We start from the raw sequence: 15,383 nt of genomic DNA on the forward strand, positions 1-15,383 counted from the left end.
GCGTGCCCGGCACCCGTGCGGTGCCGGGCACGCCCTTGGGTTCAGTCCGTCAGGTCGTCGGCGAGCAGGTCCATCAGCAGGGCGTCGTGCCAGCGGCCGTCCTCGCCGCGCTCGTACCGCCGCATGATGCCCACCGGGCGGAAGCCCACCTTCGCGTACGCCCGGATCGCGGCGGTGTTCGCCGCCGCCGGGTCGATGGTGAACCGGTGGTGGCCGTACTCGTCGATCAGGTGCCGGGCCAGGGTGCGGATGGCGTCGCCGCCGAGGCCCTCGCCACGGGACGCCGGGTCGAGGAACACGTCCAGGCTGGCGTGTCGGTAGTCCGGGTCGGACTCGGCGTACCACTGGATCGCGCCGATCACCCGGCCGTCGTGCTCGATGGCGTACAGCGTCAGGTCGTCGTCACCGAGGTCGGCGTGGACCGCGCCGGCCAGGTCGTCACCGCCGCGCCACCACCGGCGTACCTCGGGGTGCGCCCGGATGGCCGCGAGGGCCGGCACGTCCGCGACCGTCGCCGGTCGCAGGGTCACCGCCCGCCCGCGCAGCATCGGCTCAGCCCCGGATCTCGCCGTGCTCGACGCAGACCGCCGACCAGCCGACCGGCAGGACCTGCACCTTCATCCGGCGTCGACAGCGCGAGCAGTAGCGCGGCGGCTCCAACTGCCGGGCCGCCGCGCAGCCCGGGTGGGCGTCGTCGGCCGCCGCCTCGCCGCACCTGTCGCACCAGGGCACGGCCGCCGACGCCGGGCCGCCGCTGCGGGTCGGTTCGGCGTCGGAGGTCGTCGTCATGGTCGTCACAGCGTGGCGGAGAGGGCCTTGACCGGCATCTTCAGCTCGTCCAGCAGGTCGAGGTCGGCGGTCGCCGGCCGGCCCAACGTGGTCAGGTAGTTGCCGACGATCACCGCGTTGATGCCGCCGAGCAGGCCGTCGCGGGTGCCCAGGTCACCGAGGGTGATCTCGCGGCCGCCCGCGTACCGCAGGATGGTGCGCGGCATGGCCAGCCGGAACGCGGCGATGGCCCGCAGCGCGTCCTTGCCCTCGACCACCGGGCGGTCGCCGAGCGGGGTGCCGGGGCGCGGGTTGAGGAAGTTCAGCGGCACCTCATGCGGGTCGAGTTCGGCGAGCTGCGCGGCGAACTCCGCCCGCTGCTCGACGGTCTCGCCCAGGCCGAGGATGCCGCCGCAGCACACCTCCATGCCGGAGTCGCGGACCATCCGCAGCGTCTCCCAGCGCTCCTCCCAGGAGTGGGTGGTGACCACGTTGGGGAAGTACGACCGGCAGGTCTCCAGGTTGTGGTTGTAGCGGTGCACACCCATGTCGACCAGGTCGTCGACCTGCTCCTGGCTGAGCATGCCCAGCGACGCGGCGACCTGGATGTCGACCTCGGCCTTGATGGCGGCGACGCCCTCGCGCATCTGCTTCATCAGCCGCGCGTCCGGGCCGCGCACGGCGGCCACGATGCAGAACTCGGTGGCCCCGGTCTTCGCGGTCTGCTTCGCGGCCTCGACCAGCGACGGGATGTCCAGCCAGACCGAGCGCACCGGCGAGGTGAACAGGCCCGACTGGGAGCAGAAGTGGCAGTCCTCCGGGCAGCCGCCGGTCTTCAGCGAGACGATGCCCTCGACCTCGACCTCGGGGCCGCACCACCGCATCCGCACCTCGTGGGCGAGTTGCAGGGCGGCGGGCAGGTGCTCGTCGGGCAGGGTGAGCACGGCGAGGACGCCGGCCTGGTCGAGGCCGACGCCGTCACCCAGGACCTGGGTGCGGGCCTGGTCGAGGATCTCTGGCATGGCTCGTACCCTACAAGGCCCCGGTCCGGCCGGGTACGACCTGCCGCCGGGGTCGACGCGAACCGGCGGGGCCGGGCCCGATCGCCGGCCGTGCGGGTCGGGCGACGCACCGCGCCTGCGGCAACCATCCGTGACGACGTTACGACGGTCCGTGGTGGCCGGTCTCGCTGCGGCTACGTTCGCCGCCGCCGTGCCTCGCGTACCGAATGGATTCGTCTGCTCGATGGTCGCGGGTGGTAATTTCGCCCGGCGGACGTCGGCGTGACCGGCGCGGACGGCGGTGAAGGGGTGACGGTGGCGGACTGGCTGGCGGCGCTCGATCGTCGCGCGCAGTTGAGGGCGAAGGCCGGATTGACCCGGCGGCTGCACCCGCGTCCCGCCGACGACCGGATGACCGACCTCGCCGGCAACGACTACCTCGGCCTGGCCACCCACCCGGAGGTCACGGCCGCGGCCACGGCGGCACTGTCCGCGTACGGGCTGGGCGCGACCGGTTCGCGTCTGGTGCGCGGCTCGACCGACGCGCACCACGCCCTGGAGGACGACCTGGCGCGGTGGCTGGGCACCGACCGGGCTCTCGTCTTCTCCTCCGGCTACCTGGCGAACCTGGGCGCGTTGCGGGCTCTCGTGCAGCCCCGGACCCTGCTCGTCTCCGACGCGCACAACCACGCGTCGCTCATCGACGGCTGCCGGATCTCGGGCGCCGAGACGGTGGTCAGCGCGCACGCCGACGTGACGGCGGTGGCCGCAGCGCTGGCCGTGGCGCCGGGACGCCCGGCGGTGGTGGTCACCGAGTCGGTCTTCTCGGTCGACGGCGACCTCGCACCGCTGGCCGAGTTGCACGCGGTGGCCCGCCGCTACGGCGCGCTACTGCTGGTCGACGACGCGCACGCGCTCGGCGTCACCGGTCCGTCCGGAGCGGGCGCGGTGGCCGCCGCCGGTCTGGCCGGTCAGCCGGACGTGGTGGTCACCGCCACCCTGTCCAAGGCGCTCGGCGGGGCGGGCGGGGTGGTCGCCGGTCCGGCCGAGTTCGTCCGGCACCTGGTCGAGACCGGCCGTACGTTCATCTTCGACACCGCGCTGCCGCCGGCCGTGGCGGCCGGGGTGCACGCCGCGCTGGGGCTGGCCCGAGCCGGTGACGACCTGCGCGCCGAGATCGCCGACCGGGTGACGCTGGCGGTCGGTCGACTGCGCGCGGCCGGGCTGGCCGTCTCCGCGCCGGACGCGGCGGTGATCTCGGTGACGGCGCCCGGTCCGGAGGCCGCGACGGCCTGGGCGGCCGACTGCCGGGACCGGGGCGTCGCGGTGGGGTGCTTCCGGCCCCCGTCGACCCCGGACACCCGCTCCCGGCTGCGCCTCACCATCAGCGCGGGGGTGCCGCGGGCGGACTTCGAGCGGGCGCTGGACGTCATCGTGGACGGTGCCCCATGAGCGCGAGGAGTGAGCCGGTTTTGCGAGCCCCGCAGTCGCGTACAGAGCTGGTGCCGTGAGCGCGTGGGAGGGGCCGGTGCTGGTCACCGGCACCGACACCGAGGTGGGCAAGACGGTCGTCACGGCGGCGATCGCGGCGGCGGCGCAGGCCGCCGGCCTGCGGGTGGCGGTGGTCAAACCGGGCCAGACCGGCACGGCCAGTGGTGAGCCGGGTGACGTGGACGCGGTCAACCGGTTAGCGGCCCCGCTGACCGGTCGTACCCTGGCGAGCTTTCCGGACCCGCTCGCGCCGCTGGCCGCGGCCCGGGTCGCGGACCTGCCCCCGTTGGAGCTGTACACGGCGGTGGACGCCGTCCGCGCGGAGGCGGACAAGCACGACCTGGTCCTCGTCGAGGGGGCCGGCGGTCTGCTGGTGCCGATGGGGCTGCGCCCGTCCGGTGAGCCGTGGACGATGGCCGACCTGGCGGTGTCCCTCGGCGCGCCCGCGGTCGTGGTCGCCCGCGCCGGGCTGGGCACGCTCAACCACACGGCGTTGACCCTGGAGGCGCTGGACCGTCGGGCGGTACCGGCCGGAGTGGTGATCGGGGCCTGGCCGGCGTCGCCGGAGCTGGTGCACTGGACGAACCTGACCGACCTGGTGCCGAACCTGCTGGGCGCGGTGCCGGCCGGGGCGAGCGCGATCGATCCGGGGGTGTTCCGGCGGTCGGCGCCGGGGTGGCTCACTCCGGCGCTGCACGGGGTGCTCGACGACTGGCGCGTCTGGGCCGAGGAGAGCAGCTGAACACCTGACTTTCGTCGGTGTCCGGGCAGGTCGTGCGTGGGTAGCGTGGCCGCCGTGAGGATCCTGGAGCCGTCCGTGCGCGGGGCGCCCCGGTGGCGGCGTCCACTGCGGGACGTGTCGCTCTGGGCGCTGGTGGCCGCGCCGATCGCGGCCGCGCGGGTGACTCCGCCGTACCCGCGTTTCGGGGTGGCGCTGTTGTTCGGCTCGCTGGCGCTGCTCGCGGTCGCCGTCGCGTCGGCGCGACGGTGGCCGCTGGTGGGGTTGCTCCTGGTGGTGCTCGGTTCGCTGGTGGACGGCAACTTCGTCTTCGCCATCCCGGTGTTCAGCTATCTGAGCGGCCGGCGCAGCGCGACGGCGACGCCGGCGGCCGTGCTCTTCGGCGTGATCGCCGTCGGCGGCACGGTGCTGAACCTCGGGTTGCTCGGCACCGGGGCGGCGACCTGGTTCCTGTTGGCGTCGGTGCTGCTGTTCGGCGGGGTGTTCCCGTGGCTGGTGGGTCGGTACCGCCGGCAGCAGCAGGCGCTGACCGACGCCGGCCGCCGGCACGTCGAGGCGGTGGCGCGCGAGCGGCGTGGCGTCGCGGAGCGGATCCGGCTCCGCGAGCGGGCGCGGATCGCCGAGGAGATGCACGATTCGCTGGGTCACGATCTCAGTCTCATCGCGGTGCGGGCCGCCGCGTTGGAGCTGGCCGACGACCTCGCTCCGGCGCACCGGACGGCGGTCGGGGACCTGCGGGCCAGCGTGGCGGCGGCGACCGAACGGCTGCACGACATCATCGGGGTGCTGCGGGAGGAGGGCGGCCCGGCCGCTGTCCGGCCGGTGGGGGAGACCGTCGTCGACCTCGTCACCGGGGCTCGTGAGGCCGGGATGGCGGTACGCCTGGACGCGCCGCCGGACACCCTGCGCCTGCCCGGCATGACCGGGGCCGCCGCCCACCAGGTGGTGCGGGAGGCGCTCACCAACGCGGCCCGGTACGCCCCGGGCGCCCCGGTGACAGTGCGCCTGGCGTCCGACCTGGACGGGGTCGAGGTGCGGGTGCGCAACGCCCCGCCGCCGGCCGGTCCGCTGCCCCGACCGGCCTCCTCGGGTAGTGGTCTGGTCGCGCTCGCCGAGCGGGTACGCCTGGCCGGCGGCGTCCTGGACGCCGGCCCGGCCCCGGACGGCGGATTCGCGGTGCGGGCCCGGCTGCCGCTCGTCGCCGAACCGGGGCTGTCAGCGGTGGCCGCCGCCAGCGGGACGTTCGAGGACGTCCCCGCGTCCGGGGGCGTTTCGGAACGGCCGCTCGACGCCGAACGCCGGCTGCGCGAGGCTCGTCGCCGGGCTCGACGGAGCCTGCTGACTGCGCTCGCGGCTCCGGCCGGCTTCGGGCTGGCCCTGTCGCTGGTCTACTACCCGTTCGCCACGGCCGGCACGGTGCTCGACGAGTCGACGTACGACCAGATGCGGCCCGGCACGGCACGGGCCGACCTACCCGGGCTGCCGCGCCGGCAGCTCGCCCCGCCGCTCGGTGTCGCGGCGCCGGGCTGCGAGTACTACACCGACGGCAACTTCCCCCTCGCCGAGGCGACGTGGCGGCTCTGCTTCACCGACGGCCGACTGGTCAGCAAGGAGCGCATCGCGTAGTGGACACCGACACGGTTCCGACCGCGCCCGTCCGGGTGGTCCTGGCCGACGACGAGGCGATGATCCGGGCCGGGGTCCGGGCCATCCTCGCGGCCGACCCGGGTATCGAGGTCGTCGCCGAGGCCGCCGACGGCCGGGCGGCGGTGGAGCTGGTCCGCGCGCACCGGCCACGGGTGGCGTTGCTGGACATCCGGATGCCCCGCCTGGACGGCCTGGCCGCGGCGGCCGAGATCCACCGGTTGGCGCCGGCCACGGCGACGGTGATGCTGACCACCTTCGGTGAGGACGACCACGTGGCTCGGGCGCTCGGGCACGGCGCGAGCGGGTTCCTGCTCAAGGCCGGCGATCCACGGGAGTTGATCGCCGGGGTGCACGCGGTCGCCGACGGCGGGGCGTACCTGTCGCCGCGGGTGGCACGTCGGGTGATCGAGCTGGGCGCCGGGCGGTTGGCGCGCCGGCCCGCCGCGCGGGACCGGACGGCCGGGCTGACCGAACGGGAACGCGAGGTACTGGCGCTGGTCGGCGCGGGGCTGTCCAACGCGGAGATCGCTCGCCGGCTGCACCTGGTGGAGGGCACCGTGAAGAGCTATCTGACGAGCATCTTCACCCGGTTGGAGGTGCGCAACCGGGTGCAGGCGGCGATCCTCGCGTACGAGGCGGGGCTGGTCGAGCGGTGAGCGGGGGCCGGGAGAGCCCCCGCTCACCGCCTCAGGCGTCGCGACGGCGGAGCATGGCCCGACCGAGCAGCAGTGCGGCACCCGCCCACCCGGCGAGCAGCAGCAACCCGACCACACCGGGGTACGGGTCGGTGTCCCCGGCGAGGAAGTGCCCGCCGGCCACGCCGGGAAACACGTCGGCGATCCGGTTCAGGACGGTGATGTCCGGCTCCTGGAGCGACAGCGGCACGATCGTCAGGGTGGCGAAGAGCACGATGATCGTGAGCACCGCGCTGCGGAGGGCCGCGCCGAGGCCGAGCGCGAGGACGCCGACCAGGGCCAGGTAGGTGGCGACCGCCACGACGTCGCCGATCGTGTCGGCGGTGGGCGCGCTGCCCCAGTCGCCCAGCACCGGGCGGGCGACGAGGGCGCCGACACCGCCGAGCAGCAGCCCGAGGGCGAAGGTGACGGCGCCCGTCACGACGGCCTTGGCCAGCAGCACCCGACCGCGTGCCGGGGTGCACTGGAGGGCCGTCCGGATGGTGCCGCTGGTGAACTCGGTGGTGATGGCGAGCAGACCCACCGCCAGTACGGCGTACTGGGTCAGCTCGATCGCGTCGATCAACACGGTGCCGACGGTGACGATGCCGGCGTCGTCGGCGGGGTCGTCGTTGGTGTTGGAGTTGGCCGCGTAGATGGCCAGCTGTCCGGCGCTCGCGGCCATCACGAGCAGCCCGGCCACCATCGTCCACCAGGTGCTGCGTACCGAGAACAGCTTGGTCCACTCGGCGGCCAGCGCGCCGGGGAAGGGACGGGTAGGCGTGGCGGTCCGCGTGCTCATCGGGCGTCACCTCCGGTCGGCCCGCCGGCGTACTCGACGCTCTCGGCGGTCAGCTCCATGAACGCCTGCTCCAGCGACGCGCCGTGCGGGCTCAGCTCGTGCAACCGCACCCCCAGCTCGTACGCCAGGTCGCCGATCCGGTCCACGGTGCTGCCGGTGACGCTCAGCTCGTCCGGTCCGGCCCGCTCGACGGTGCCGCCGGTCGCGGCGAGACGGGCGGCGAGGGTGGCGAGCCCTTCGCGGTGCGGGCTGCGGACCCGTACGACGACCGCGCTGCTCGCGATCACGTCGCCGACCGGGGCGTCGGCGAGCAGCCGTCCCCGGCCGATCACGACGAGTTGGTCGGCGGTGAGCTGCATCTCGCTCATCAGGTGACTGGAGACGAAGACCGTCCGGCCCTCGTCGGCGAGCGAGCGCGTGAGCTGACGTACCCAGCGCACCCCGTCCGGGTCGAGACCGTTCACCGGCTCGTCGAACATCAGCACGGGCGGATCGCCGAGCAGCGCTCCGGCGATGCCGAGCCGCTGTCCCATGCCGAGGGAGAGGGCGCGACCCGGCTTGCCGGCGGCACGCCCGTCCAGCCCCACGGTGTCGAGCACCTCGTCGACGCGGCGGGCGGGGATGCCGTTGCTGCGGGCCATGGCCAGCAGGTGCGCCCGTCCGGACCGGGTGGGGTGGATGGCTCGGGCGTCGAGCAGGGCCCCCACCTCGTGCAACGGCCGTCGCAGTTCCCGGTACGACCGCCCGGCGACGAGCGCCTGCCCGGCGGTGGGCCGGTCCAGGCCGAGGATCATCCGCATGGTGGTGGACTTGCCGGCGCCGTTGGGGCCGAGAAAGCCGGTGACCCGGCCGGGCGCGACGTCGACGGTCAGGGCGTCGACCGCGACGGCCGACCCGAACCGTTTCGTCAACCCACGTAATGTGATCATGAGTTGACGCTAGGCGTCGGCCGCCCCGGCTCGCCGCGCCCGAACGGCACCCACCAGCACTGACTTTCGTCAGGTCGCCCCGGGTCAGCGGAGGTAGTCCTCCAGCAGCGCCGGGGTGAGTCCGGCCCGGTGGATGGCCTTCAACGCCGCCAGGAGGTCGTCCATCAGCGCCGGCCGGAAGTGCATCAGCAGCACGTCGCCGGGCTGGACCACCTTCTCCGCGGTCTGGTAGCGCACCTTGCCCTCGTGGACCGTCTCGGACCAGTGCAGGACCGCCTTCGCGCCGCAGTCCCGCGCGGCCCGGAGCGTGGTGCTGTCGTACTCGCCGAACGGTGGGCGGAACAGGGTCGCCCGCTGGCCGAACAGCGTCTCAAGTTTGTCCGCCGCTCCGCAGATTTCCTGCCTCTGGTAGTCGTACGACCGGCCGGCCAGCGAGTTGTGCCGGATGGTGTGGTTCTCGACGACCCCACCGGCGACCTGGATCTGGCGGAAGTAGACGTCGTGCTCCTGGGCCGCCGGTGAGTTCAGGAACATGGTGACCGGGATGTGCGCGCGGGCGATGAAGTCGGGCACCGCCGGCGGGCGGGCCAACCCGCCGTCGTCGATGGTGATGAAGGCGACCTTCTGGTCGGTCGGCAGACGGTGCCAGAACGGGATCGCACCGGTCACCGGCAGCGGCACCGGTTCCGGAGGTGGCGCTGCGGGGAAGGTCGGCGCCTGCGACACGTACCAGTCCAGGGTCCCGCGTGCCGGCGGGGCGGTCGGCGACGGCGAGGCCGACGGGGACGGCGTGGTGGACAGGATCGGTACGGCCGACGGGCTCGGCTGGGCCGCGATCTGCCGGGCGTGGAACGCGGGTCCGGCTGCGCAGGCACTCAGCGCCAGCAGGGCCAGAAGCGTTACCACTGCGGAGATGCGGCGCGGGTGGGCTGATGACACGCCCGGAAACATAGCGGGTCACGGTCGGGTTCCGCGTCCCGTGGCGATCTTCCCGGACGGTCTTGCCTGGCCGGCCTAGCCTCGGATCGAGTCGATTCGACCTGCGGAGGCGGCCCATGGCGCGGTGGATCCTGCAAGTGCTCGCCGTCGTCGGCTTCGGCGCGCTGCTGGGGTTCATCGGGCTGACGATGACCTGCAACCTGTTCGGGTTTGTCGACGCCGAGGCCCGCCGGTTGTCGAGGAACCTGTGGAATCGCCAGTGGGGGATTCCCGACCGTGATCCGGCTGAGTTACGGCACGGCGTCGGCTTCGCCGCCGTGCGGTTCCTCGTCGGCGGCGCCCTCCTGCTCCTCGGCGCCGCCGCGGTTATCGGGGGCATCGTGCTACTGGTCAGCGGGCCGCTCGACTGACCGCACCACGAAGGCGTCCGGCATCCGGAAGGTGAGATTGTCCGGGCACCACGGCGGACGGATCACCGTCACCCCGTCCAGCAGTGGCGCGGCCTCGGCCACCACGACGGCCGCCTCCATGCGGGCCAGAACGTCGCCGACGCACCGGTGCGCCCCCGCCCCGAACGCCAGGTGCCGCCGCGACCCGCGCTGCCCGGGAACGAAATCGTCCGGCGCGTCGACGACCGCCGGGTCGCGACCGGCGCGGGCCAGCCACAGCACGATGCTGGTGCCCGCCGGCACGGCCGTGTCGCCGAGAACGCCGTCCGCCGCAGCCACGCGCCGCCAGGTGACGATGGGCGGTTCGAGGCGCAGGCCCTCCTCGACGACGTCGGCCACCGCGACGTCGCCGGCGCGCAGCGCGGCGCGTACCGCCGGTTCGCCGGCCAGCCGGTGCAGCAGCAGGGTGAGGAACTGCGAGGTGGTCTCCTGTCCGGCGACCAGCAGGAAGAAGAGCGCGCCGACCACCACGTCGGGCGGATGCCCGGCGGCGCGCAGTTCGGCGGCCAGGCCGCCGCCGGTGGCCGCGAACTCCCGCAGTACGTGGTGGAAGCGGCCCACCTCGGCGGCGAGCGCCACCTGCCGGTCGTCGTCCAGCGGCGCCCAGAACAGCTCCAGCGCCGCCCGCGCGAACTCCTTGACCGCGCCGACCGGCGCGTCCGGCAGGTCGACCAGCCGGGCCAGCACCAGCAGGGGCAGGTCGGCCGCGAGGTCCGCGTACAGGTCGACCGGCGCGCCGGCGTCGAGGGTGGCCCGTAGCCGGGCCACCCGCTCCCGGACCAGGGCCGTGAGCCAGGGGCGCTGCGCGGCGACCTTCGCGGGGTGCAGCGCGTCCGCCACGATGCCCCGGATCTGCGGATGGCTGGCTCCGGCGTTGTTCGCCAGGGTCGGCGGCAGCCGGAACCGGTGCCCGGCGAGCACCCGCAGCGCGGTCACCGGCATCGGGGTCACCGCATCCAGGGCGTTGTCCGGCCGGTAGCGCTCCGGGTCGGCGAGGACCTGGCGGACCAGCGCGTGGCGGGTGACGACGAGGTGGCGTACGCCGACGTGGTCGGTCACCTCGGCGACGTCCGGCCAGGGTGCCTCGACCGCGGACGCCCAGCCGGAGAAGAGCACGCCGACACGCTAGCCGGCGGCTCCGGGCAGGCCCGGGCGCAACCGCCAGACGGTGGTGCGCTTCACCCGTACGCTCTCCAGGGCCTCCGGCACCGGCACGTCGTAGCTGGCCAGCTCGTCGAAGCGATCCCGGCGCAGGAACGCCCGGCCGGGGTCACCGACCAGGGCCGGCGCCCCGGCCCGGGTGGCGCGCAGCAGGAACCGCAGCACCCGGCGGGCCATCGCGTCACTGTAGAAGACGTCCCCGGCCAGCACCACCTCGGCGTCGCCCGCGTCGCCGTCGAGGATGTCGGCGAACTCGGCGTCGACGCGTACCCCGTTGGCTTCGGCATTGAGCGCGACGGCCGCGACCGCCAGTTCGTCGACCTCGACGGCGCGCACGGACGCCGCGCCGGCCCGGGCGGCGGCGATGGCCACCAGGCCGGAGCCGGAGGCGAGGTCGAGCACCCGCCGGCCGGCGACCAGCTCCGGATGGTCGGTGACGTAGCGGGCCAGCGCCTGCCCGCCGGCCCACGCGAAGGCCCAGAACGGCGGCGGCCGGTCGGTGGAGAACTGGCCCTCGGTCAACTCCCAGAGCCCGATCGGCTCATCCGCCTGGTGCAGACGCACCTCGGGGACGAAGGGGACCGGGGTCAGCCGGGCGTGCAGCCGGACGAACGTGCTGGAGAGCTCGGACACCCGCCCGATTGTTCCAGCGACCCGACGCCCGGCGTGTCGCGGGGCAGTGGTGACGGGTTCACCACTGTCGGTGAAATGACCCCTCATCCTTGTCGTCCGGTGCGAAGACACCCCTCTGTGTGATCCGCCCGTTTCCTCCTAGCGTTTCCCTACAGGGACGAGAAGGAACGAGGTGGTGGTGATCGTGTGGCGGTACGCGCTGCGGCTCGGGGCGTTGGTTGCCGGCAGCGCCGGGGTGGTGCTCACCCTGGCGGCGCCGGCGCAGGCGGCGTTCGCCACCGAGATGGGCGGCCTGCCGGCCCGGTTCACCGCCGGCGACCAGGTGCGCACGATCTCCGCGGTGGTCTCGCAGACGGACCGGCGCGGCGGCTGCGCGAAGGTGCGCTGGTCGATGGTGCTCCGGGTGCAGGGCATCCGGCTCGACCAGGTGAAGATGGACCGGGTGGAGGAGAACGGCGACTTCCCGGTGGAGATCCGGACCGAGGGTGACGTGGCCCGGTTGACCGACCGGCAACTCGACCCGGGCACCCTCTGCCCGGGACGCACGGTGACCGCCCGCTACCGGGTGGCCTTCGCCGAGGACGTCACCGAGGGGCGGGTCACCCTCGCCGCCGAGGCGTACGACGCCAACCTGCGCCTGCTGGCCCGCCAGACCGCCACCCGATCGGTGGTGGGAGCGAGCGGTGCCGGCGCCCGTACGCCGACGCCGAGCCCGACCCCCGCGCGGCCGAGCGACCCACCGAGCGAACCGGCGCAGGAGGAGAGCACCCAGGCCGAGGAACCGGTCGCGGAGCAACCGGTCGACGCGGCGCCACCGTCGGCCGGCCGTCCGGTCGCGCAGACCGGCGGGTTCGGTGTGGTGCAGGCGGCGTTCCTGCTCGGCGGGTTGCTGCTCTCGCTCGGGGTGGGCCTGCTGCTGCGACTGCGCCACCTGACCCGCGCCGCGAACAAGGAGACCGAGGACCCGCCGCTGGACCGGCTCTGGGAGCGGCCCGCGCCGACCGGGCGCTGGCACCCGGCACGCCGCTGATCGGGGGTTGTCGGGGCCGGCGGGGAACCGCCGGCCCCGACGGTGTCACTTCGCGAACGCCTGGAACTCGGCGATCCTGACCTGGGCACGGGACGGGCTGGCCGTGGCGCAGTCCGTCGTCGTGGCCGGGTCGTCGTCCTGCTCACCGGCGTACTGCGGTCCGCCGGTGCACTGGCTGGCCAGCACCTCCAGGCGCAGGTGGGTGGCGACGGTGGTCGGCACCGCGAACGTGCGCAGGTTGATGTCGCGGCTGTACGCCCGGTACGCCCCGCCGGGGAACGCGTCGGCCGCGCTGGTGTAGATGCGCCGCCAGCGCGCCGGGTCGGCGCAGTCGGTGGTGGTCGCGTCGCAGGCGGACACGGCGAACGAGCGCAGCGCGCTGAGCGCGTTCTGACTGCCGGTGTCCGCGTCCCCGACGATCGCGGGCCGCAGCATCGCGCTGACGTTCACGCGCTTGACCACCTGCGGGGCGTCACCGGCCAGCGCCACGGTGAGCTGCTTGCCGGCCACCCCGTCCAGCGAGGCCCAGTTCGTCGCCTCGGTGTCGTCGGCGACCCGGTCCAGGTTGACCCCGTCACCGCTGATCGTCGCGCCGGACGCCGTGGACGCGAGGTTGCGGCTCATCCGCAGGTCCACGTAGCCAGCCTTGCCGGCGTCGGCGACCACGCTGAGCCGCTGGTGCCCGAAGCCGGGCGCGACGGCCAGCAGGTCGTACGTGCCGGCGACCATCTCCACCGTGTCCGGGATCGGCGTCGCCGGGTCGGTGTCGGCGATCGGTACGGCCCGCGCCTCGTACGCCCCGACGTACACCCGGATCGGCGCGTCGGCGCTGTCCCCACGGGGGCGCAGGGTGAGCGTCGCGTTGCCGCCCCGTGGCGAGGCGAAGCTCGGCGTCGGGTCGGTGTCCGCGGCGCCGTTGGTGGCGGCGTCCCGGCCCATCCCGGAGCGGGCGAACTCGGCCCAGATCAGGTCCTGGTTCGCGCCACCGAAGCGCAGCAGGTCGGCGGTGAGCATGTTGTCCCGCATGTCCAGCATGCTGACCTGGCTGGCCGCCTGGAGCAGGAACGAGTCGAAGACCAGTTGCGACCAGCGCCGGTTGCCCGGGCACCGGTCGGCCGGAACGGTGCCCTGCGCGCACTCCCGCTGCCGCTGCGGGGTGCCCAGGCCGTACCGCTTGACCAGCGCGGCACGTACCCGATAGTTGGTCGCGCCCCAGATCTCCCCGTCGGCGTGCACGGCCGGGCCGGCGGTGTTGTAGCCGATGTCGGAGTAGTTCAGCGGGCTGCGGCTCAGGTCGTAGTTGCGGATGCCGCTGACCAGGTTGCCGGTGACGTAGCCGCCGGTGACGAAGGGCGTTTCGCCGGGAGCGCGCAGGCCGTTCTGGTAGAGGTACTCCGCGGCCATCAGGTCGCCCCACGACTCGCCCATCGCGCCGCCCTGGTGGCCGCTGATCCCGCTGTCCGGGCCGGCGATCATCCGGTTGGTGATGGCGTGGGTGTACTCGTGGCCGATCACCGTCATGTCGTAGTCGCCGTCCACGCACGGCGGGTACGGGCCACCGGCCTGCGGCTGCCACAGGTACATGTTGGTGGTCGGCGGCAGACCGTCGCGCGGGGTGCCCTGGTTGGCGTTGTTGCGGTTGCCGGTCAGCGCGCCCTGCTGGGCGCGGCCCTGCTCGGCGTCGCCGCCGAGTCCGGACGGGGTGAGGTTGACCGCCTGGAGGTTCCACGCCGACTCGGTGAAGCCGAGCTGGTACGCCCAGTCGTGCATGCGGTTGTGCATGACGAACAGGTTCGCGATCGCCGCGTCCGCGTCGTTGCGCTGGGTGGACGTGAACACCTCCGGGTTGCACCTCGCCTGGTGCCACTGGTCCGTGAACGGGTACTCGTAGCGGCGGTCCGGGCTGGGTGTGGCCGGCCCGACCGGGGTGTTGTTGCCCCAGGAGAGCACGGTGTTCGCCGAGTTGCCGCGCGAGGTGAAGGTGGGTGTGCCGGTCGCCGCGTCGACGTCCCACGGCTGCCCGGTGGCCGGGTCGCGGAACGCCGCCTGGCAGTCGGGGGCCGGGTCGCCGCACCAGCGGACCCGGGGGTCCTGGCCGGCGGCGAGGTCGCGGGGCGGGGTGGCCGGGAAGACCGCCCAGCTCGGGTTCTCCGAGTCGAAGTCGACAAGGTCCTCGCGGATCAGCACCTTGCCCGTGCTGCCGTCCACGTAGCTGGTGAACGCCGCCGGGTGGTCGGCGTCCGCGCCGATCATGGTCACCTCGTAGGCGGCCCGGGGTCCGTCCAGCGGGGTGGGCACGGCCACGGCCCGAACGGTGTGGTCGGCCACGGCCGTCGGGCTCAACCCGGCGTCGGCGAGCGCGTCGGCGTACGCCTGCTCGGCGGTGCGGGTCGCGGGCGCGGGCGCGCGGGTGTCCCGGGCCAGCGAGGAGTTGACGGCGAGCACCGAGCCGCCGCTGACCGCGAGCGTGACCAGACCGTCGTGACCGGCCGGCAGGTCACCGAAGCGTTGCCGCAGGGTCACCACCGCACCGCTGCCGATCGGCCGGACCAGCACCCGGTCCAGGTCGGCGACCGTCGCGGCGTCCATGCCGTACAGGTCGCGGTTGGCGGTCAGGTAGGCGCGCGCGGCGGCCTCCGGGTCCGCGGGCAGTCCGGTGGCGAGGGGGGTACGACCGGGGCCGAGCGCCTGGGGGGTGCCGAGCCGGTTCCACCGCGCGTCGGGGTCCGCCGCGCGGGCCAGCCCGCGCTGCCGAGCGTCGGGTGCCGCCGTACCGGTGCGGTTGTCGAGGTCGGCGGGCTGGTGCCCCTCGGCGAACGGCCCGGACGTGCGCTCGGCGGGAGCGGCGGCGGGTGCGGCGTTGCTCGTGCCGGTGGGTAGCAGCGCGGCGAGGGTCGCCGTCGTCGCCAGGACGGCGATGAGCCGGCGTCGACGCCGGCTCATCGGGGGTGACCACTCCGGTTGTGGCACGGGACCTCCTTGTGGGAGCGGGATGGCCGGCGGCCGCCGACCGACGATGCGCGGTGACGCATGCGCATCTGTGGATATCAGTCGGCCGAGGAAGCGGCAAGGGTCCCGGGATGGTCGGCGCGCCGAATGATCGCCTGGCGGGACCGGCGC

The 15,383-nt window shown here is 74.3% G+C and carries 15 protein-coding genes; 6 read left to right on the plus strand and 9 right to left on the minus strand.

Annotated elements, in window-relative coordinates:
• Nucleotides 1-41: 41 nt before the first annotated feature.
• Genes ACQP03_RS09460 through bioB form a run of 3 tightly spaced genes read right to left on the minus strand, consistent with a single transcriptional unit; the run spans nt 42 to nt 1,790 of the window.
• On the minus strand, nt 42-548 hold the full coding sequence (locus ACQP03_RS09460; protein ID WP_357122923.1) for a GNAT family N-acetyltransferase: 507 nt from the start codon (nt 546-548) through the stop codon (nt 42-44).
• Between the two features lie 4 nt (nt 549-552).
• Nucleotides 553-789 carry a hypothetical protein gene (locus tag ACQP03_RS09465; RefSeq protein WP_357393364.1) on the minus strand — a complete coding sequence of 79 codons (237 nt, stop codon included), beginning with the start codon at nt 787-789 and terminating at the stop codon, nt 553-555.
• A gap of 5 nt (nt 790-794) precedes the next feature.
• Complete coding sequence (bioB, locus tag ACQP03_RS09470) at nt 795-1,790, minus strand: biotin synthase BioB (RefSeq protein ID WP_357171302.1); 996 nt, start codon at nt 1,788-1,790, stop codon at nt 795-797.
• A 294-nt stretch (nt 1,791-2,084) separates the two neighbouring features.
• Between bioB and ACQP03_RS09475 the strand changes: the two genes are divergently transcribed.
• The 4 genes from ACQP03_RS09475 to ACQP03_RS09490 all read left to right on the plus strand — a co-directional run bounded on the left by ACQP03_RS09475 (nt 2,085) and on the right by ACQP03_RS09490 (nt 6,302).
• Nucleotides 2,085-3,221: an 8-amino-7-oxononanoate synthase gene (locus ACQP03_RS09475; protein ID WP_357393418.1), complete on the plus strand. Its 1,137-nt coding sequence runs from the start codon at nt 2,085-2,087 to the stop codon at nt 3,219-3,221.
• 76 nt (nt 3,222-3,297) lie between these two features.
• Entirely contained in the window at nt 3,298-4,002 is a 705-nt protein-coding gene (gene bioD, locus ACQP03_RS09480; protein ID WP_357393420.1) for a dethiobiotin synthase, read from the plus strand.
• 54 nt (nt 4,003-4,056) lie between these two features.
• Entirely contained in the window at nt 4,057-5,625 is a 1,569-nt protein-coding gene (locus ACQP03_RS09485; RefSeq protein WP_363661294.1) for a sensor histidine kinase, read from the plus strand.
• A gap of 59 nt (nt 5,626-5,684) precedes the next feature.
• Complete coding sequence (locus ACQP03_RS09490) at nt 5,685-6,302, plus strand: response regulator (RefSeq protein WP_433461143.1); 618 nt, start codon at nt 5,685-5,687, stop codon at nt 6,300-6,302.
• 31 nt (nt 6,303-6,333) lie between these two features.
• Here ACQP03_RS09490 and ACQP03_RS09495 read toward each other — a convergent pair whose 3' ends face one another.
• From ACQP03_RS09495 to ACQP03_RS09505, 3 genes are all read right to left on the minus strand, one after another.
• Nucleotides 6,334-7,122 carry an ABC transporter permease gene (locus tag ACQP03_RS09495; RefSeq protein ID WP_357393370.1) on the minus strand — a complete coding sequence of 263 codons (789 nt, stop codon included), beginning with the start codon at nt 7,120-7,122 and terminating at the stop codon, nt 6,334-6,336.
• Nucleotides 7,119-8,051 (minus strand): ATP-binding cassette domain-containing protein, encoded by a 933-nt coding sequence (locus ACQP03_RS09500; protein ID WP_357122942.1) that lies wholly within the window; start codon nt 8,049-8,051, stop codon nt 7,119-7,121. The genes ACQP03_RS09495 and ACQP03_RS09500 overlap by 4 nt, the downstream gene beginning before the upstream one ends.
• A gap of 84 nt (nt 8,052-8,135) precedes the next feature.
• Nucleotides 8,136-8,990, minus strand: a complete 855-nt coding sequence (locus ACQP03_RS09505; protein ID WP_357122946.1) for a polysaccharide deacetylase family protein — start codon at nt 8,988-8,990, stop codon at nt 8,136-8,138.
• A gap of 116 nt (nt 8,991-9,106) precedes the next feature.
• Between ACQP03_RS09505 and ACQP03_RS09510 the strand changes: the two genes are divergently transcribed.
• The gene (locus ACQP03_RS09510; RefSeq protein ID WP_357122949.1) at nt 9,107-9,400 is read left to right on the plus strand and encodes a hypothetical protein; all 294 of its coding nucleotides are present in this window, start codon (nt 9,107-9,109) and stop codon (nt 9,398-9,400) included.
• On the opposite strand, the gene ACQP03_RS09515 is transcribed toward ACQP03_RS09510, so the two are convergent.
• Together ACQP03_RS09515 and ACQP03_RS09520 are read right to left on the minus strand one after the other, a co-directional pair.
• Nucleotides 9,374-10,555: a cytochrome P450 gene (locus tag ACQP03_RS09515; RefSeq protein ID WP_396832545.1), complete on the minus strand. Its 1,182-nt coding sequence runs from the start codon at nt 10,553-10,555 to the stop codon at nt 9,374-9,376. The two genes, ACQP03_RS09510 and ACQP03_RS09515, sit on opposite strands and share 27 nt — an antisense overlap.
• Before the next feature lie 9 nt (nt 10,556-10,564).
• Nucleotides 10,565-11,233, minus strand: coding sequence for a class I SAM-dependent methyltransferase (locus ACQP03_RS09520; protein ID WP_357393372.1), 669 nt, complete (start codon nt 11,231-11,233; stop codon nt 10,565-10,567).
• Between the two features lie 175 nt (nt 11,234-11,408).
• On the opposite strand from ACQP03_RS09520, the gene ACQP03_RS09525 reads away from it, so the two are divergent.
• On the plus strand, nt 11,409-12,263 hold the full coding sequence (locus tag ACQP03_RS09525; RefSeq protein ID WP_433460811.1) for a hypothetical protein: 855 nt from the start codon (nt 11,409-11,411) through the stop codon (nt 12,261-12,263).
• A gap of 45 nt (nt 12,264-12,308) precedes the next feature.
• Here ACQP03_RS09525 and ACQP03_RS09530 read toward each other — a convergent pair whose 3' ends face one another.
• Nucleotides 12,309-15,233 carry a M36 family metallopeptidase gene (locus tag ACQP03_RS09530; RefSeq protein ID WP_357122957.1) on the minus strand — a complete coding sequence of 975 codons (2,925 nt, stop codon included), beginning with the start codon at nt 15,231-15,233 and terminating at the stop codon, nt 12,309-12,311.
• Nucleotides 15,234-15,383: the final 150 nt, after the last annotated feature.

The sequence above is a fragment of the Micromonospora sp. CA-248212 genome, assembly GCF_050948405.1.
Lineage (GTDB): Bacteria > Actinomycetota > Actinomycetes > Mycobacteriales > Micromonosporaceae > Micromonospora.

What these genes read in the sequence shown, in the direction of transcription:
- ACQP03_RS09510 (WP_357122949.1), top strand. Translation starts at nt 9,107, where the DNA reads ATGGCGCGGTGGATCCTGCAAGTGCTCGCCGTCGTCGGCTTCGGCGCG.
- bioB (WP_357171302.1), bottom strand. Translation starts at nt 1,790, where the DNA reads ATGCCAGAGATCCTCGACCAGGCCCGCACCCAGGTCCTGGGTGACGGC.
- ACQP03_RS09490 (WP_433461143.1), top strand. Translation starts at nt 5,685, where the DNA reads ATGATCCGGGCCGGGGTCCGGGCCATCCTCGCGGCCGACCCGGGTATC.
- ACQP03_RS09460 (WP_357122923.1), bottom strand. Translation starts at nt 548, where the DNA reads ATGCTGCGCGGGCGGGCGGTGACCCTGCGACCGGCGACGGTCGCGGAC.
- ACQP03_RS09465 (WP_357393364.1), bottom strand. Translation starts at nt 789, where the DNA reads ATGACGACGACCTCCGACGCCGAACCGACCCGCAGCGGCGGCCCGGCG.
- ACQP03_RS09495 (WP_357393370.1), bottom strand. Translation starts at nt 7,122, where the DNA reads ATGAGCACGCGGACCGCCACGCCTACCCGTCCCTTCCCCGGCGCGCTG.
- ACQP03_RS09500 (WP_357122942.1), bottom strand. Translation starts at nt 8,051, where the DNA reads ATGATCACATTACGTGGGTTGACGAAACGGTTCGGGTCGGCCGTCGCG.